This window comes from Mycobacterium neglectum, from assembly GCF_002591975.1.
Lineage (GTDB): Bacteria > Actinomycetota > Actinomycetes > Mycobacteriales > Mycobacteriaceae > Mycobacterium > Mycobacterium neglectum.
Window position 1 is genome coordinate 45,520 of the sequence record NZ_NVQE01000035.1, and the last position, 17,277, is coordinate 62,796.

The following is a 17,277-nucleotide window of genomic DNA, read 5'->3' on the forward strand; positions in this document are numbered from 1 at the left end:
GCGACTTCGGGCCATCATGACAATTCCCGACAGTTCGTCCCGGGTTCCTGCGGCGGTGGGGGCAGTGCGGTGACGGTCGGGGACGGCGCAGGCGCGGGCGCGGGCGACGGTGGAGGCGTGGGGGACGACGCGTCAGGAGACGCGGGCGAGGTGGACTCCGGAGCGGGCGGAGCCGGCTTCGGCACCGACCGCGGCGTTTCGGGCGCGGGCGTTGCGGTTGTCGCGCTGTCCGGTGAAGTGTTGGGCAGTCCAGGCGAATTCGACGGGTCCGGCGAATGCGGGACGGCGGGGGGACGCGGCGACGGTGGTGGAGATGTCGGTGGCGGTAGACAGACCGGCAGCACCGAACCTTGAGCGAGCTTGTCGATCTGGCCGATAGCGTCGTCCTCGGAGCCGGTCGGCAGGCCCGCCTCGACCTGCGCCCTTTCGGCCTCTTTCAGGTCTGTGACGCGAAAGAGTTCGCAGCCGGACGGCGCCTGGCCCGGCGCGATGAGATTGAGGTCGTTGCGGTCTGTCAGGCAACCGAGTCGGTAGGTTTCCTGCATCGGCAGACCGAGGATGGACCCGGGGACGCCGCGCATGATCGACACAGTGCCGTCGTGCGCGGTGACGTAATAATTACTGCGCACGATCTCGCGGCCGATGACCAGGCCGGCGACCACCACCAAAATCAAAAGCGCGGCGGCGATGAACATTCGCCGCCGCGATCTCGGTGTTTGAACCGGATCTTCTGGCGGTGGCTCAATACGTTTGGCAACGTTGCGGCGCGGGTTGAACGCGGAGGCGCGGCCGGCCGCCGTGTTGGGCGGCGCCGTCTGGTCGTCGTCACCGGACACCGCACCCGCGAGGATCGGTTGAGTCTGGCCGTAGTCGTAGGCGCTGTTGTCGATGACGTCGGCCACCACCACCGTGACGTTGTCGGGTCCGCCGCCGCGCAATGCCAATTCGATTAAGCGGTCTGCACTTTCGGCCGTGTCGGGAATCTGCAGCGCTTCGAGGATGGTCTCGTGACTGACCGGATCGGACAGACCATCCGAGCACAGCAGGTAACGGTCCCCGGCGCGCGCTTCACGCATGATCAGGGTGGGCTCGACCTCGTGACCGGTGAGCGCGCGCATTATCAGTGACCGCTGCGGATGGCTGTGGGCCTCCTCGAGCGTGATGCGGCCCTCGTCGACCAGGGTCTGTACGAACGTGTCGTCCTTGGTGATCTGATTGAGTTCACCGTCGCGGAGGAGGTAGCCGCGAGAGTCGCCGATGTGGGCGAGGCCAAGACGATTGCCCGCGAACAGGATCGCGGTCAGCGTGGTGCCCATGCCCTCGAGCTCGGGGTCGGCCTCGACTTGCGCCGCAATTGCGGTGTTACCTTCCCGCACCGCGACGTCGAGCTTGCTCAACAGGTCGCCGCCGGGCTCGTCGTCGTCGAGGTGGGCCAGCGCCGCGATCACCAGCTGGGAGGCGACCTCACCGGCGGCATGACCACCCATGCCGTCGGCGAGCGCGAGCAGGCGCGCGCCGGCGTAGACGGAATCCTCGTTGTTAGCGCGGACCAGGCCGCGGTCGCTGCGCGCGGCGTATCGAAGCACCAGTGTCACGGGCGCAGCTCAATTACCGTCTTGCCGATTCGAACCGGCGTCCCCATCGAAACGCGTACCGCAGTCGTCACCTTGGCCCTGTCGAGGTATGTGCCGTTGGTCGATCCTAGGTCTTCTACGTACCATTCCGAACCTCGAGGGGACAGCCTGGCATGCCGTGTCGAGGCGTAATCGTCGGTGAGGACCAGAGTTGAGTCGTCGGCGCGGCCGATGAGCACCGGTTGGCCGCCCAAGGTGATGCGGGTGCCCGCGAGTGCGCCCTCGGTGACGACCAGCTGGCGCGCCACGTTCCTGCGGCCGCGATTGGGCAACAGTGAACCCCGCAGCGGCAGTCCCCGTCGCACCATGACCGCTCCGGTGGGCGCGTAGATATCGGTCCTCAGGATCCTCAGCACCGACCAGATGAACAACCACAGAAGCAACAGGAAGCCGACGCGAGTCAGTTGCAGAACCAACCCCTGCATCTGACGTCCTCTCCGTCCCCATCCGTTTCCGTCGCATCGACAACAAAAACCAAGTCGCCACGTTCGGCAACGTCACGATACTTGGACCGCCAGCGGCATGGGGTGAAGCCGACAGCTTCCCCCGGCCGGTGGGCGGCCAGCGGTCAGTGCACCCGGACGACGATCTCCGAATGGCCCAGTCGGATCACATCGCCATCGGCAAGCTGCCACTCCTGCACCGGTGCGTTGTTGACCGTCGTGCCGTTCGTCGAATTCAGGTCGGCGAGAAGTGCCACCTGACCGTCCCAGCGGATCTCCAGGTGACGACGAGAAACGCCGGTGTCGGGCAGACGGAACTGAGCGTCCTGTCCACGGCCGATCACGTTCGCACCCTCGCGCAGTTGATAGGTGCGGCCGCTGCCGTCATCGAGCTGCAGTGTGACGTTGGCGCCGGCCGCAGGGTAGTCAGCCTGCCCGTAGCCGTAACCCCCGGCTGCGGGCTGGCCGTAGTCGTATCCGCCGCTCTGCGGCTCGCCGTATCCAGGCTCGGCGTATCCGGCACCGGACTCGCCGTAGCGCCCGTAGTCGGGCTGGGCGCCGTAGCCCTGGTCCTGACGGCCGTAGGCCTGTCCGCCGTAGCCGCCCTGATCCGGATAGCCGCCTTGGTCGGGGTAGCCGCCCTGGTCGGGATAGGACGGCCGTGCCTCGGGCCGGCCGTAGCCACCCTCGTCGGGCCGCGCCGGGGGACGTCCGTAGTCGTAGTCACCCGCAGGTCCTGGATAGCCGGGGCCGCCCTGGGGCGGGCCGTACCCGCCGGGCGGCGGCTGCCGGTAGCCCTGATCCTGGTATCCGCCGCCGCCCTGGGGCGGGCCGTAGCCACCGGCCGGTGGGCGCTGCTCGTAAGACTGTGGCGGGTAGCCACCCTGGTCGGGATAGCCGCCGCCCTGGCCGCCCTGATCGGGGTAGCCACCTTGGTCGGGGTAGCCGCCACCCGGGCGCGGCGGATAGCCCGCGTCACGCGGTGGCGGGTAACCGCCCTGGTCGGGGTAGCCGCCTTGGTCCTGCGGCGGGTACGGAGCGCGGGGGTCCTGCCCTCGGTCCTCAGGCCGGCCGTACCGGTCGTCGTAATACTCATCGGCCGGCCGGCCCTGCGCCTGGCCGCCGTATTGCGTCGGGTTGTCGCTCATCGGTACTCCTGATTCTGCGTTGGACGAGAGTTCTCGGGGTGGTGAGGCGGGATCGTCATTGGTGGAGTCAGGATTGACCGCCCCACGCGCGCGAAACTGTCCGGTGTGCAGGCTGGATGATTGTTCGAACCTGACGACCACATCACCATACGTTTGCCATCCCTGCTCATGGATGTATCCCTCCAAGTGCTTGGCAAAAGTCGCTGATGTGAGGTCCGGGTCGGCACTCACCTTCTGATAGTCAGGCACACTGAGGGTAATGACGTAGTCGTTTGGCGCCAAAACTCGCCCGGCTGCCAATTCGCGCGCACCGGTCTCCGCTTCTCGGCGAAGCATCGCCTCGACCTCTTGCGGAACGATCGATCCGCCGAACACTCGGGCGAATGCATCGCCGACGGTCGACTCGAGCTTGCGCTCAAAACGGTCGACCAGACCCATATCACCGCCCGCCTTATTCGTCGTTGGTCGTCATTGGAGCGCACCGTGCGGTTCATCCGCGTGTCGCCTGGCCACCACCCTTGCCTGCATGGTATCGGCCCAGCCCCTCGGAGCGTGACCAATGGAATTGTGAGAATTGGATCGCGGCAGGTCAGCAGTATTTTGCGCGGGGAGCTTTCGGCTGGCCGCTGACCCTCGGCGCCGCATCAGGACGGTTGGGGAGCGCGGGGTGCTGCGTGATAGTCTTCCCCGGTTGTTGGGGCGAGTGGCGGAATGGCAGACGCGCTGGCTTCAGGTGCCAGTGTCCTTCGGGACGTGGGGGTTCAAGTCCCCCTTCGCCCACAATTAGCGGTCCGATGAACTGCAGGGCATAAGGTCACGAACTCAATTGGGTTCGTGACCTTTGTCGTTTGGTCAGGATCTTTGCTCCTGACGGCTGCCGGGATGGTGGCGGGGATTTACTCGCGCGGGTCCCGAACCGGGTTCTTGGCGGCGGCCTGATCGATGGCTGCGGCGAGGCCGTCGAAAGAGACTCGCTGCGTCATACTCTTGATCCGCGTCAGCCCGCTGTTTCGGTAACCAATGGACTCAATGCGGGACCGCGGTAGGACGTAGAAGTCCCACTGTGAAACGTCCAGCGGATCGTAAGCATCGTGTGACTGCGCCGTTTGAACACAGAAGACGTAGACGTCGGCGTTGAACGTTCGCTGATCTGAAGGGCCCAGTTCTGTGTCCCACTTCGCGGCGTTAAGGCCGCTGAATTTTATGGTCGACAATTCGCGTTGTGACCACGCCTGGAGGTAGGCAGAGGATTTGACTTCAACGTGGATTCCAGAGGGCGTGAGGACGTCGAATGCATGCCATTCGGGCATAGGTTCTGTCGCGCCGACAGCCTTCGCGACGAGCCACTCCGCAAGCACGCCTCGCAAGACGTTGGAGCGAAGATCTCTAGCCGCATATGACCAGAAGTCCTTCACGGTGTGGTCAAGTCCTGTGAAGCGTTCGTCACCCGTCAGAATCGGTGCAGGCCCTGGTTGAAACTTCATGTCGCCGGTCACGGTCCTGAGTCTGCCTGCCAGCACCGACCATGGGATCCATGTTGGAGTTCTACCCCGACTAGTCAGCACGCCGAGAAGGGATCTCTACTGTGACGTCAGCGCAGCGGCGCACATGGAAGTGCTGCGAACTGGAACGACGTTCCGCGGAATGGGGCATTGCGTTCCAACGCAATGACCGCGTGCCGAACGGGCTGGCGCTTGTTGTCTGCGATCCATGGGCGGCCTGCATCATGGCTTCTCAATCCACTGCTGAACGGCTGGGACGTGAGGACAGCGCGGCGCTGTGGACTGCGATGTCATGGGCCAAGCCAGGTGAGCCAGTCCTGGTCGGGTTGCCAGCGTTCGGCGGCAACCCCCGAGAAGCCCGTGAGTTGCCGAGCGCACTCAGCGACCTCGGTAGTAGCGCCGCAGGTCTTGCCGCGTCCTTCTATCCGCCCTCCTACTGGGACGAAGACGAAGACGAAGACGAAGACGATGACGACGAAGACGACGACGGCTACGACGAAGACGCCGCCCGCGCCGAGCAGCAGTGGCTGGAGCAGTATTGGGCAAACAACGACACCCACTACCGGTGGTTCATGGAGGAGCGGGCCCGAGGAGTCCGCTGGCTCAGCACCTTCCGGCCGGCGCTGATTCGTGAACTGGCGACGCGATCGGCGACCAACGCAGACCGTCCGGCCAGTTCGAAGATGAAAGTTACGCGCCACGGGGGATTCGCGATCCTGAGGAACGAAGCCGGCGGACGTCTTGGCAAAGTCCAACAGGCAGTGCGCCTTCCGCACGGCAGGAAGGTAAGAGATTACGCCAAACCCGATTACGTAAACGTCCTGGTCCTAGCCTCCGAGCACGACCGGCCGGCGGCCGTCGCCGCCTACGCAGACATCGGAATCGAGCTCCCGTTCGACCCCACCCCTGGATGGCTGGACGCTGCGGTAGAGCCTGGCACACATGGATGGTTCGACGTCACCTGGCGAGGCGCAGTCCGTGGAGTGCCGCTCGAGCTGCAGCTTGCGACCTTCCACATTCACACCGGAAGGCTCACAGCCGCCGTGGAGGAACTGTGTGAGTCTATAGATATACTACTGCGCCGCAACGGTTTCCAAGTCAAGGATGCAATAACAGCGCAGCCTCCGACGAGTCCGGATGAACTGTTCGGGATGGACCTAGACGGTCTGACCGAACTCATCGACCAAGCCGTCGACAGCGCACCGCTCATCGATGCTGCCAGATCGACAGCAACGGCACGCCCACAACCCCTTCGGGACTCGTACAGCTTCGAGTCGCTACGCCGGCGCGATCGCCGCCGACAGAACCGCAAGCTCCGATCAGCCGCGCGGTTACTGCTACCAGCACCGTGGGCACAACAGGTCGAAGCCGTCTGGCACCCCGACCTCAACGCAAGCGCCGAGGCGACAGACGACACGGAACCCGCGATCCACAAGATCGCACCCAGAACGGGAATGCGAAAAGTGTCCTGCCGCCTCTGCGACGCGACAGTCGTCGAGCACACCCCAGACCCCTACCCCTACTGCCACGACTGCTGCACCGACGCCCGAGAGGGCCTCTTCTACGACCGCGGGTTCGACGAACCCTGGGTGGCCGCCGCCGTGTGGTCGTTGAGAACGCTCGCAGAAATCGAGTTCGGCGGCCCGCCAGCCAAGCAGCAACTGGCCCAATTGCCCGAGCCCGGCCCGAACTCCGACCTACTCATGCTGTGCCGCATGCTAACCGCCAGAACGTATTACACCGAACTCGGCGCAGACCGTAAGGGCTACGCGTGGACCGACTGGCTGGCACAGGCCGGGTTGCTCACAGACGGCATTCGTACCGGCCGTGGAGTAACCGTCGTCGCAAAGGATGGGCACCTGTGCAGGTCGCTACTGGAGCGCCAAGTCGACGACTTCTTCCACGACCACGGGGTGGCTCACGAACCCGAGCCGCACTATCCATTCGACGTCGAGCACAACACCAACGGCTTTCGCGCAGACTGGAAACTCTGCGACGGAACATTCGTTGAGGCGCTTGGGTTCCCGAACGATCCGGCATACATGGCGAAGGCCAACCGGAAGATTGAGCTGGCAGCGCGCCACAACATCCCGGTGGTAACGCTCACGCACGCGGATACTCCCAACCTCGCTGGAATATTTGGCAAGTGGCTTTGAAAAGTGCCGCGACACGGCGAACTCTTGGTCGGGTTCGGGCCCGCTGCCGCAGCCCGGCCATGATGAGTAGCCCGATAAGGGTCAGCGCGATGATTCTCGCGACGCGTGTCGCCACGTTCAGCCTCCCGGTATCGCTCGCGGCAGCGGTATCTGGCCACCCTGCGGGATGAGAGGAACCGCGGGCGGTGGTGGCGCGAACACTAGCTGGACCCACGCTGAGTCAGGCCCGCAAGAGCGCGTCGTAGATGCGCTGCGCGGTGGCCGGATCCCAGTCGGGTGGATCGAGGATATCCACCCAGAGTTGTGCGGCGTCGGGACCGAAGGCGTGCCCGTATCCGTAGGGCACCTCGGCGGAGAAGATCATGTCCAGTGTCACCTGCCAGAACGTCACGAATGGCAGCCATCGAACGCCGGGGTCGACGTCAGGCCCGAGCGGTTCACGCAACCAGTCCGGGCGGTGTAGCAACAGATCGAAGGATCACCAGGTGATCGGATCGCTGGCGTGCTGCCAGAACACCACCCGCGGAAACTTCCATGGCTCAGCAAGATTGACATCGGCGGGCCGCGAAGCGAACCGGATGTGTCGGCCCTCGTCGATCACCGGGAGCCGCTCGAGCGATCCGGGGTCGCGGTTGGCGGTGAGCCTGCTCCACGGCTGCGCGAAATTCGGCGTCCCCACCAGCAGCGCGCCGTCGGTGCGGCTGACGATGTCGGCGCCCGAGGCGAACGCCGCCTGCCCGCCGAATGAACCCAGACTCTCGCCGAACACCACCAACTTGGGGCGCGCGTCTTCGGGAAGGTCGACCCAGGCCCGGTACACCGCTTCGAACAGCGCCTGACCGGCGATTGGAGGTGTCTCCCGATCTGCGACGAACGACAACGCACTGGGCAGAAACGAGTACTGCATCGACGCGATCGCGGTATCCCCGCCGTTCACGTATTCAAGGGCGGTTGCCACGTTGGGATTCACCCAGCCGCGCCCCGTCGTGGTCGCCACGGCCAGCACTTTGCGGTCGAAGGCACGGGTACGACGCAACTCCTCGACCACCTGCTCGGCGATGCCCTCGACGCTATCGGCGGACTCACGGCCGGCATACACCCGGATCGGGGTCAGCGCCGCAGTGCCGGTGACCTCCGCGATCTGCTCGGCGGTCGGACCACCGGCAACGAAGGTTCGGCCCTCACGCCCCAGGGTGTCCCAGGCTTGTTGTGATGCCGGTGAGCCGGAGCGTTCCGGTGCTGCCGGGCGCGTCACGCCGTCGGCGGTGCTGTGGTCGGCGACTTCTGCTGAGCTTTCGGCCACAGTCAGCAGGCCTCGATGCAGTGCGCCGTTTAGTCCCACGACCACCAATGCCACGACGAGCACGACCGCGATGAGTCGAGCGATCGGGCCGGAAACGACCCGATTCCCTTGTTTTGCCAGCCAATTGGTCGCCGAGCGCAATCCGCGCCCGATCGCCAGCAATGCGGTCGCGATTACGACCGCGATGACGAAAACCAAAATGTAGAACGACCGTTGGGCGCGCGGCAGACCGACGAGGTCGCGCAGGATCTGCTGCCACCACGATCCAAGCACCAGGAAGATCGGGACCACGACAAGTGCCGCGACCGCCAGTCCGCGCCAGCCGAGCAGCCGGGTGCGGGGCGACCAATGGGATCGAATCCCGCAGCGCCGGATCACCCACGCGACGGCACAGCTCAGGCCGTATCCGATCGCGACGCTAATGCCCGTAGCGACGCCCTGCAGGTACCACGCCCTCGGCAGCAGGGACGGGCTCATCGACCACGCGAAGAACAACAATGCCAACGACAAACCGAACGGATGCAGCGTGGATGCGTAGCGCGAGAATCTCGACGAAATGATCAGACGGCGGGTCTTGCTCTGCCACGGCTCATCGGATGCGATCAACCCCGGCACCCGACCCTGACGGCGATGAGCAGAGTCCGCATTCTGCGCGACTGTAGTGGATGGGAGCTCAGACGAGCGCTCCGCGCAGGACCAGCTCGGCAAGTGCCGTCGCCGCGGCGTCGACGTCCTTGACATGGCGCACGCAGACCGCATACCAGGCGCCGCCGGCGATCACGTCCATGACGGTGTCGGCGTCGACCCCGGGGCGGGCGGTGCCGTCAGCGATCGCGGAGTCCACCCTTTCGGCGAGTTGACTGCGGGCGGCGGCCTCCAAGCGGTCACTGAGCACGCGGCGCATCCGGCGGTCCGACCGCAAGTCGTTGAGAAGTCCGGGGAGCGCCTCACGCACCGCCGGGTCGCCGTACATGGCCAGGGCTCCGCGGCACAGCCGGGTGATCTCGGCGACGAAGTCATCGGCGGGAGGTTCGGCGCCGAGGTCGGGAAAGAGCGCCTCGTGCACCAGTTGGGCCTTCGAACTCCATCGGCGGTACACCGCGGGACGGCTCACCTGCGCGGTGGTGGCGATCAGATCGATGGTCGTCGCCGCGTAGCCACGGTCGACCAGCAGGCGCCGGGTCGCGGCGAGCACCGCGGCATCGATGGACGGGTCGCGGCGCGAACCCTGTCGCCGATGACGGCGCTGCGCGGTCTCCATGATTCGCACCCTCCCCTCGCAGATTTGTCGTTACAGTGTGTCACAACAATACGGTCGCGAACGTGCGTTACCCGCACACTTATCGGCCCTGAGCCGTGCGGGTAACCCACGTTCGGCGAAAGCAGTGGAGGCGAATATGACCACCGGACAAACGAACCTGCTGGCGGGTATCGGCGAGGACGGCCGCCACCTGTACACCTGCCCGCTGTGCGAAGCCATGTGCGGCTTGGAGATTGAGGTCTCCGACGGTCGAGTGGTCGGCATCCGTGGTAACCGCGACGACACCTGGAGTCGCGGCCACATCTGCCCGAAGGGCGCGAGCCTGGGCGTTGTGCACGAGGATCCCGACCGGATCCGCCGGCCGATGATCAAGGTCGACGGGCACTGGCAGGAGGTCAGCTGGGACGCGGCGTTCCGGCGCTGCACCGAACTGCTGGCACCGGTGATCGAGAAGTACGGCATCGGCGCGGTGACCTGCTATACCGGAAACCCTCTCGCGCACTCCTTCTCGCTCGGCCGCTATACCGGGGTGCTGCTGGGTATGTCGGGCATCCCACTGTCCTACTCGCCGGGAACCGTCGACCAGTGGCCGAAGAACCTCTCGTCGCACCTGATGTACGGCGGTTGGTGGTCGTTCCCGGTGCCCGACATCGAGCGCACCGACCTGCTGGTGGTGATGGGCGCGAACCCGGCCGCATCGCAGGGCTCACTGCTCGCCGCACCGGACGTGATGGGCATCATCGACGGAATCCGTAAGCGGGGCAAGGTGATTGTGATCGACCCGGTCCGCACCCTTACCGCGTCCCGCGCCAGCGAGTGGCTGCCGATCACACCGGGCACCGACGCCGCGCTGCTGCTGGGGGTCACCCACACGCTGTTCGACGAGGACCTGGTCGCGCTCGGCGCGATGGCGCCGCACCTCGACGGGCTCGACCGGCTTCGAGAGGTGACCGCCGACTGGTCCCCGGAACGGGTCGCCGGTGTCACCGGCATCGACGCGGAGCGCATCCGTGGGCTCGCACGTCAGCTCGTGAGCACCGAACGCGCCGTCGTGTACGGCCGGATCGGCACGTGCAACCAGGAATTCGGCAGCCTGGCCAGCTGGCTCGTCGACGTCGTCAACATTCTCACCGGGCACTTCGACAACGTCGGCGGCTCGATGTTCCCGCGCGCCACCGCATGGTCGGTGACGGTGCAGCCGATCCCCGGCCTCGAAGACGGCGCCGCAGAGTTCGGCCGCTCCGTACTCGGGTGCGCGGCGCCAAGGAGGTGCTCGGTCAGGTGCCGGTGTCATGCCTGGCCGAGGAGATCGCGACGCCGGGGGAGGGCCAGATCAAGGCGCTCATCACCGTGGCGGGCAACCCGGTCCTGTCGACTCCGGCCGGTCACACGCTCGACGAGGTGCTGCCGCAATTGGACGCGATGATCGCGGTTGACCTCTGGCTCAACGAGACGACCAGGCATGCCGACGTGATCCTGCCCGGGCTGTCGCCGCTGGAACAGCCGCACCACGACGACCTGATCCTCAACTTCGCGGTCAACAGCATCGCCAATTACTCCGCGCCGGTGTTCGAGCCGGAAGAGCCGGATCGTCCCCGCGAGTGGGAGATCCTCGTGCGGCTGACGGGGTTGTGCACGGGCATGCCCGCCGAGGACGTCGACGTGGCGGCCATCGACGACGGGTTCTTCGACTACATGGCGTTCACCCAGGGCCTCGACGGCGCCGAGATCCGCAAGCACTACGAGCATGGCGGTCCCGAACGCATCCTCGATCTCACGCTGCGCACCGGCCCCTTCGGCGACCGGTACGGCGAGAACCCGGACGGGCTGACCCTGGACAAGCTCAAGGCCCAGCCCAACGGCATCAACTTCGGACCGATGGTTCCCCAGGTGCCCGAGGTGCTGGGGACCGCCGACAAGAAGATCCGGCTGGCACCGCAGTATCTGCTCGACGATCTGCCCCGACTCGCCGCGCGCCTCGACCGTGCCCCCGACGAACTGGTGCTGGTGAGCCGGCGGCATCTGCGGTCGAACAACTCCTGGCTGCACAACGTCGGTCCGCTGATGAAAGGCAAGGACCGGTGCACGCTTCTGATGCACACCGACGACGCGGTCAAGCACGGCGTGGTGACCGGCGATGTCGTGACGGTGAGCTCTGCGGGAGGCAGCATCGAAGTGCCCGTCGAAGTGACCGGCGCGATCATGCCTGGCGTGGTGTCGATGCCGCACGGATGGGGTCACGGGAAGCCGGGCACCCGCATGTCGGTCGCCAACGGTTCCCCCGGCGTGAACACCAACGTGTTGTCCCCGCCGAACTTCATCGACGAACCGTCGGGCAACGGGGCACTCAACGGCATCCCGGTGACGGTCACCGCGACGACGACCTGAAAGTATCTCGGCGTGGGCAAGAACGAACGTTCAAAAATCGTCATGAGCGACGACGAGATCGCCGAGTTCATCGAGCGCAGCCGCACCGCCACGATGGCGACGGTGCTCGCCGACGGACGGCCGCATCTGGTGGCGATGTGGTACGCCGTGCTCGACGGAGAGATCTGGTTCGAAACCAAGGCCAAATCGCAGAAGGCGGTCAACCTGCGCCGCGACCCGACCATCACGGTGATGATCGAGGACGGGCAGAGCTACACCACGCTGCGCGGGGTCTCGATCGACGGGCAGGCCGAGATCATCGACGATCCGGAGACCAATCTGCGCGTCGGCATCAGCGTGTGGGAGCGCTACACCGGTCCCTACACCGACGAGATGCGTCCGTTCGTCGATCAGATGATGAACAACCGGATCTGTGTGCGCGTGGTGCCCGGCCGGTTGCGTAGTTGGGATCACCGCAAGCTCGGTATGGGCGAGATGCCCATCGGCGGCAGCACCGCCGAGTACCTGTAGGGGAGAGATGGATCCGAACAACAAACCCAAGCAACTGAATTCGCCGTTCGTCACGAAGGTGATGAAGTACGCGGGCAAGGCGCACGTGTGGGTGTACCGAAAGTCAGGCGGGAAGATCGGCGCCAACTGGCGCGTCGGCGCGGGACTGAAGAAACCCGTGCCCACCTTGCTGCTCGAGCACACCGGCCGCAAGTCCGGTAAGACGTTCGTCTCGCCCTTGGTTTTCATCAATGACGGGCAGGACGTGATCGTGGTGGCGTCGAAGGGTGGCAGCGACACGCACCCGCAGTGGTACCGCAACCTGGTGGCCATCCCCGACGCCTATATCGAGATCGGCACCGATCGCCGGGCCGTGCGCGCGGAGACGGCGTCGCCGGAAGAAAAGGCGAGGCTCTGGCCGAAGCTGGTGGAGGCCTACGCCGACTTCGACACGTATCAGAGCTGGGCCGACCGCGAGATCCCGGTGATCGTGCTCAAACCTCGCTGATCGCGCGGTGCGAGCTATCTCACAGCCCTGAATGTTGGCTGGCCCGGAGTGTCGGGTAGCCAACCAACAGGTGCACCCCAGCGCCGACCCAAACCGTCAACGCTAAAGGGGCGATTTACTGATGGCTAGCACTACCGAGACAACTTTGATCAACCAGCTACGAACCGTTCTTGACCTGACCCACACCGAGATTCAGGTTGCAGAGACCCGGATTGCGCAGGCGCGCACCGAGGCTGTGGAGAAGGAACTCACTCAGAACGCGAACAACGGTCGCATCCGCGCCGAGGCGATCGAGAAGGCGATCCGCGACCTCGGCGGTTTCCCGGACACCATCGGTCCGTTCCTCGGCCGCGCAGCCGCCGCGGTAAAGGCGCTGACCGAGCAGGCGCAGCCCTTCGACGAAGCGCTACTCGGTGATCTCGCGCTGGAGGACCAGCTGCTGGACCGTGCGCGCTACATCAAGGCGCTCGCGGTCGCGGCCAAGAACACCGACGTCCAGGCCCTCGCCGACCGCTTGATCACCGCGCACTCGGCGACGGTCAACTGGCTGACCACCGTGCTGGCCGAGGACGCCCTCGGTGGGCCCGCGGCACTGCGCCGCACACCCCTGCAGGCGGCCGCGGGCACGGCGGTCAAGATCGTGAACCTGCCCGGTCAGTGGTCGGCGCAGTCCGTCGATCGGGTCGCCGAGCTGCTCCGATCGACCGGTCCGGCCGTCGACGACTTGGTGCGCCGCGCACAGCACGCCGGCGAGGTCGCGCTCAAGGCGCTCGGCGCCTCGCGGGATGCGGCGCTGCAGAGCGCCGAGGGCGTCGTCCGTGACGAAGGTGCCGACAAGACCGCCGACGCGCTGCACGACGCGCGCGCCGCAGGTGGCGTGCTCGACGCCGAGGAGCTGCCGATCGAGGAGTACGACGAGCTGAACCTCAACGACGCCGTCGCCGCGGTCAAGGAACTCGAGGCTCCGTCTGACATCCGGACGATCATCGCCTACGAGGAAGCGAACAAGAACCGCCAGAAGCTGGTATCTGCCGCGCAGACGCGCGTTGCCGAGATTGCACAGGAGGTTGTCGGCCTGAGCTGATTTCCCCTGCAGTTCGACCGAGCACCCCGTGCCCTCAGGGCGCGGGGTGTTTGCGTGCCGGGCCGGCACGGCATGCTAGGACAGACGACGAGGTCGAACTGGAGGGGGCAAGGTGGCGTTGAGCCCTGGCGCCGTGGTGGCGGGCTACGCCATCGAGGCTGTGTTGGGTGCCGGCGGAATGGGCACCGTCTACAGAGCGCGCAATCCCGCGCTGCCGCGTAGTGACGCGTTGAAGGTGCTCTCCGAAGGTCTGTCTCGGGACGACCATTTCCGGGCCCGGTTCCTGCGCGAGGCCGATCTGGCGGCGACGCTGGATCACCCGAATATCGTCACCGTCTACACCCGCGGGGAGACCGACGACGGCCAGCTCTGGATCGCGATGCAGTACGTGGATGGCAGCGATGCCGAGAAGGAGACGCGCGCCGGACGGATGCCGCCGCAGCGTGCTGTGTACATCGTCAGTGAGGTGGCCAAGGCGATGGACTACGCGCACCGACGTCAGTTATTGCACCGCGACGTCAAGCCGGCCAACTTCCTGCTCGGCTCCGACGACGAACGAGTCCTTCTGGCGGACTTCGGGATTGCCCGCGCCCTCGATGACGCGACCAATCTGACCCAGACCGGGATGGTGGTCGCCACCATCGCCTACGCGGCGCCGGAAAGTCTGTCCGGGTACTCCGTCGACGGCCGCGCCGACATCTACTCGCTCGGTTGCTCGCTGTACAACCTGCTCACCCGGCGGACACCGTTCGGCGGCTCCGGGGGGATGGCGGCGACCATGGCCGCACACCTGAACCAGCCGCCACCGCGTGCCACCGCGCTGGTGCCCGCATTGCCGCAGGCCATCGACCGGGTGCTCGCGCGGGCAATGGCTAAGAATCCCAACGATCGCTATCAGTCGGCCCGTGAGTTCGCCGCTGCAGCAGGACAAGCGCTCGACCAGTCCACCGTGGCGGTGCGCACGATGCCGGTCACTCCGGTGTCGCCGCCGCCGACCTGGTCGCGCCCTTCGACCCGTCCGGCCGCCCACACCTATCCCAGCTCCCAGCCAACGGCAGCCCGTTTCGCCGGCGGTCAGCCACCGTATCCGCGCGAGGGTCCCAGCGCGATCCAGCCCCAGCCATCGGCGCGCACCGGCAAGTTCGGCGGTAACCGGCGCAGGTGGGGCATCGGCGCCGCGGCTGCCGCGGCCATCGTCGCGGTCGTCGTGGTGCTCGTCGTCGCGATGTCCGGTGGCGACGCCTCGGAGTCGACGGCAACCGGCCCCACCTCGACAACGGCGAGTCCCACGGGGAGCGCCTCGACGCCGGAACCCACCACCGCTCCGCCCGCCCCCGCGAACGTCGACGACGATGCACTGCCCGGACTTCTTCTTTCCGCCAACGACGTCAGTGGGCGCATGAACAAACCCGGCATGACCGCCATGGCGACCGAATACGAGCCGCTCGCCGGTTCAGTCACCCCGCCCAACTGCACCGGGGCGTGGGGCCCCGTTTACCAGGCCACCTACGACGGGTCGGGCTTCACCGGGTTGGTGGTGCAAGGGGTCTTCGCGGATCCGACGCACAAGCTGGTGCAGGCTGTCGTAGCTTTCCCGGATGCCGACGCCGCCAAGGCTTTCTACGATCGTCAGGTCGCCGATTGGAACAGCTGCAAGAGCACCCACATCAAATTCGAATACCAAGGCGCCTCGACAGAGGCCGATCTCGGGGTGCCCGCGACGACCGCAGGTGTCTTGACGGTGAAGCTCAATCCCACGACGTCGGCGACCACAGGCCAGCAGTGCGAACGCAATATGGCAGTGCGCGCCAACGTCATCGTCGACGTACGTGCCTGCTCACCCACGGTCGGCAGCTCGGGCCTGTCGGTCGCGAGCGCCATCGCCGACAAGATCAAGTAACCGGCTAGGGATGCGGAGGATTGAAGCCCGGGTTCGAGAGCGCGGTGGCGGCCGCGCTGCCGATCGGACCGAATTCATCGACCATGGTCGCGACGCCGGTCGCGACACCGGCGTGGCTGTAATGGGTCAGTGCGGCCAGGCCGAGGTACGGACCTTCGGGGAGTCTGCTGAGCGTAAGTGTGTAGTCGGCGTTGATGAACTGCAAACCGCTTGGGCCGTAATGGGTTAGCGAACTGGCCATGTCACCCGCCATCGCCGCGCGGGTGAACGCGGTGAGCGGTTCGCCGTCGACGAGCGGGCGGATGTCACGTACCCAGATGTATTTGGGGCCCGAGTGTTCCCATGCGCTGAGACCGAAGCCCGGCCCGGGCGTGTGGTCTTCCTTGCCGTAGGTCCACACCAGTGTGGTCAGCCCGCGGGGGATGGGATCCGGTGTCGGCGGAATCGGTGGCATGGTCACCGGCGAGGTCCAGATCTCGTCGGCCGGTTGTTCGCCGCGGCGCAGAAACAACCCGCTGGCGCGGGCGACGACGGTGTCCTCCTGGGTGACCACCGCGTCGACCAACTTCAGGCGCCGGCCCTGTCGGGCCACGCTGGTGTCGACGCGTACTGGTGCCAATGCCGCGGGACGGAACAGGTCGACGGTCAGTCGTGCCGGTTGCAGGCCGGGCTCGCCGGCGTCGCGTTCGAGGACGTGGCCGAGCAGCCCGCCGAGATAGTTGCCGCTGATCGTCTGGCCCCACGGTCCGCGCGCGATCGGCGCGGGCACGAACTGGTTTCCGTCGGCCGTGAAGAATGCGCTGCGCTGCGCGGTGTCGACAGCACGGTCCCGATTCGTCATCGGAACTGACGATATCGGCCCGCGTTTGCTAAGCGTCGGCGGCGTCGACCACGTCGTCGAACTCCGGGTGCTTCTTCACATACGCCTGCACCATCGAACACACCGGCACGATCCGCAGCCTCGCATCCTTGGTCTGCTGCAGCGCCTCGCCGATCAGGATCGACGCCAGGCCGCGTCCCTGGAAGGCGTCGTCCACCTCGGTATGCGGGAACGTTCGCTGGCCGTTGCTGTCGTTGATCTCGGTGAAACCTGCCACGGTGCCGTCGACCGAAATGGTGAAGCGGTCGGCCTCCTCGGTGACGGTGGTGGTCGCTCCGGTCTTGTCGGTTGCCATACCTTCCTCTATACCCGGTGGGCGCAAGATGGAGTCATGTGTGATGACGGCGGCACGCCCGCAGAGGCGTTGGCATCCACTCCGCGTCAAGCGGAGGGCACGGCGGTCGATCCGATTGCCCTCGAACCGGTCGACGAGATCACCATCACGACGCTGGTGGAGCAATGATCAGAACCTGTGGATGAGCCTCGGCGAGGTGGCGTGAAAGTGGGCGCACCTTCCCGAGGATGATCATCACGGAAACAGGATCTCGATCAAGACCGGCGTTGGCGCGCTGGTTGGGAAG

General features: G+C 66.0%; 13 protein-coding genes, 1 tRNA gene and 2 pseudogenes. 8 read left to right on the forward strand and 8 right to left on the reverse strand.

Features of this window, described 5'->3' with window-relative positions:
- Nucleotides 1–14: 14 nt before the first annotated feature.
- The 3 genes from CSQ99_RS23000 to CSQ99_RS23010 form a co-directional block, all read right to left on the reverse strand.
- Nucleotides 15–1,595, reverse strand: a complete 1,581-nt coding sequence (locus CSQ99_RS23000; RefSeq protein ID WP_099041314.1) for a PP2C family protein-serine/threonine phosphatase — start codon at nucleotides 1,593–1,595, stop codon at nucleotides 15–17.
- Nucleotides 1,592–2,059, reverse strand: a complete 468-nt coding sequence (locus tag CSQ99_RS23005; protein WP_099041315.1) for an FHA domain-containing protein FhaB/FipA — start codon at nucleotides 2,057–2,059, stop codon at nucleotides 1,592–1,594. The genes CSQ99_RS23000 and CSQ99_RS23005 overlap by 4 nt, the downstream gene beginning before the upstream one ends.
- A 143-nt stretch (nucleotides 2,060–2,202) precedes the next feature.
- Complete coding sequence (locus CSQ99_RS23010; protein WP_099041316.1) at nucleotides 2,203–3,663, reverse strand: FHA domain-containing protein; 1,461 nt, start codon at nucleotides 3,661–3,663, stop codon at nucleotides 2,203–2,205.
- A 259-nt stretch (nucleotides 3,664–3,922) separates the two neighbouring features.
- On the opposite strand from CSQ99_RS23010, the gene CSQ99_RS23015 reads away from it, so the two are divergent.
- A tRNA-Leu gene (locus CSQ99_RS23015) sits at nucleotides 3,923–4,005 on the forward strand.
- Between the two features lie 116 nt (nucleotides 4,006–4,121).
- On the opposite strand, the gene CSQ99_RS23020 is transcribed toward CSQ99_RS23015, so the two are convergent.
- Nucleotides 4,122–4,721, reverse strand: a complete 600-nt coding sequence (locus tag CSQ99_RS23020; protein WP_099041317.1) for a hypothetical protein — start codon at nucleotides 4,719–4,721, stop codon at nucleotides 4,122–4,124.
- Between the two features lie 89 nt (nucleotides 4,722–4,810).
- On the opposite strand from CSQ99_RS23020, the gene CSQ99_RS23025 reads away from it, so the two are divergent.
- The gene (locus tag CSQ99_RS23025; protein ID WP_099041318.1) at nucleotides 4,811–6,883 is read left to right on the forward strand and encodes a hypothetical protein; all 2,073 of its coding nucleotides are present in this window, start codon (nucleotides 4,811–4,813) and stop codon (nucleotides 6,881–6,883) included.
- 220 nt (nucleotides 6,884–7,103) lie between these two features.
- Here the strand turns inward: CSQ99_RS23025 and CSQ99_RS23030 are convergent.
- Nucleotides 7,104–8,750: pseudogene (locus CSQ99_RS23030) on the reverse strand (alpha/beta hydrolase).
- A 109-nt stretch (nucleotides 8,751–8,859) separates the two neighbouring features.
- Nucleotides 8,860–9,447 carry a TetR/AcrR family transcriptional regulator gene (locus CSQ99_RS23035; RefSeq protein ID WP_099041319.1) on the reverse strand — a complete coding sequence of 196 codons (588 nt, stop codon included), beginning with the start codon at nucleotides 9,445–9,447 and terminating at the stop codon, nucleotides 8,860–8,862.
- Between the two features lie 217 nt (nucleotides 9,448–9,664).
- Here CSQ99_RS23035 and CSQ99_RS23040 point away from each other — a divergent pair.
- The 5 genes and pseudogenes from CSQ99_RS23040 to CSQ99_RS23060 all read left to right on the forward strand — a co-directional run bounded on the left by CSQ99_RS23040 (nucleotide 9,665) and on the right by CSQ99_RS23060 (nucleotide 15,816).
- Nucleotides 9,665–11,835, forward strand: a pseudogene (locus tag CSQ99_RS23040) (molybdopterin-dependent oxidoreductase).
- A gap of 12 nt (nucleotides 11,836–11,847) precedes the next feature.
- A complete protein-coding gene (locus CSQ99_RS23045) occupies nucleotides 11,848–12,345 on the forward strand; it encodes a pyridoxamine 5'-phosphate oxidase family protein (protein ID WP_099041320.1) in 498 nt (165 codons plus the stop codon).
- Nucleotides 12,346–12,352: 7 nt separating this feature from the next.
- Entirely contained in the window at nucleotides 12,353–12,832 is a 480-nt protein-coding gene (locus tag CSQ99_RS23050; protein WP_099041321.1) for a nitroreductase family deazaflavin-dependent oxidoreductase, read from the forward strand.
- 121 nt (nucleotides 12,833–12,953) lie between these two features.
- Complete coding sequence (locus CSQ99_RS23055; protein ID WP_099041322.1) at nucleotides 12,954–13,916, forward strand: coiled-coil domain-containing protein; 963 nt, start codon at nucleotides 12,954–12,956, stop codon at nucleotides 13,914–13,916.
- Nucleotides 13,917–14,028: 112 nt separating this feature from the next.
- Nucleotides 14,029–15,816: a serine/threonine-protein kinase PknH/PknJ gene (locus tag CSQ99_RS23060; RefSeq protein ID WP_099041323.1), complete on the forward strand. Its 1,788-nt coding sequence runs from the start codon at nucleotides 14,029–14,031 to the stop codon at nucleotides 15,814–15,816.
- Between the two features lie 4 nt (nucleotides 15,817–15,820).
- Here CSQ99_RS23060 and CSQ99_RS23065 read toward each other — a convergent pair whose 3' ends face one another.
- Both CSQ99_RS23065 and CSQ99_RS23070 read right to left on the reverse strand, forming a co-directional pair.
- Nucleotides 15,821–16,657: an acyl-CoA thioesterase domain-containing protein gene (locus CSQ99_RS23065; RefSeq protein ID WP_099041324.1), complete on the reverse strand. Its 837-nt coding sequence runs from the start codon at nucleotides 16,655–16,657 to the stop codon at nucleotides 15,821–15,823.
- 28 nt (nucleotides 16,658–16,685) lie between these two features.
- Nucleotides 16,686–16,991 (reverse strand): GNAT family N-acetyltransferase, encoded by a 306-nt coding sequence (locus CSQ99_RS23070; protein ID WP_099041325.1) that lies wholly within the window; start codon nucleotides 16,989–16,991, stop codon nucleotides 16,686–16,688.
- Nucleotides 16,992–17,027: 36 nt separating this feature from the next.
- On the opposite strand from CSQ99_RS23070, the gene CSQ99_RS31710 reads away from it, so the two are divergent.
- Entirely contained in the window at nucleotides 17,028–17,159 is a 132-nt protein-coding gene (locus CSQ99_RS31710; protein ID WP_281258506.1) for a hypothetical protein, read from the forward strand.
- Nucleotides 17,160–17,277: the final 118 nt, after the last annotated feature.

Coding starts and splice junctions, on each gene's coding strand:
- CSQ99_RS23055 (WP_099041322.1), top strand. CDS start 12,954: ATGGCTAGCACTACCGAGACAACTTTGATCAACCAGCTACGAACCGTT.
- CSQ99_RS23050 (WP_099041321.1), top strand. CDS start 12,353: ATGGATCCGAACAACAAACCCAAGCAACTGAATTCGCCGTTCGTCACG.
- CSQ99_RS31710 (WP_281258506.1), top strand. CDS start 17,028: ATGTGTGATGACGGCGGCACGCCCGCAGAGGCGTTGGCATCCACTCCG.
- CSQ99_RS23035 (WP_099041319.1), bottom strand. CDS start 9,447: ATGGAGACCGCGCAGCGCCGTCATCGGCGACAGGGTTCGCGCCGCGAC.
- CSQ99_RS23005 (WP_099041315.1), bottom strand. CDS start 2,059: ATGCAGGGGTTGGTTCTGCAACTGACTCGCGTCGGCTTCCTGTTGCTT.
- CSQ99_RS23070 (WP_099041325.1), bottom strand. CDS start 16,991: ATGGCAACCGACAAGACCGGAGCGACCACCACCGTCACCGAGGAGGCC.
- CSQ99_RS23010 (WP_099041316.1), bottom strand. CDS start 3,663: ATGGGTCTGGTCGACCGTTTTGAGCGCAAGCTCGAGTCGACCGTCGGC.
- CSQ99_RS23065 (WP_099041324.1), bottom strand. CDS start 16,657: ATGACGAATCGGGACCGTGCTGTCGACACCGCGCAGCGCAGCGCATTC.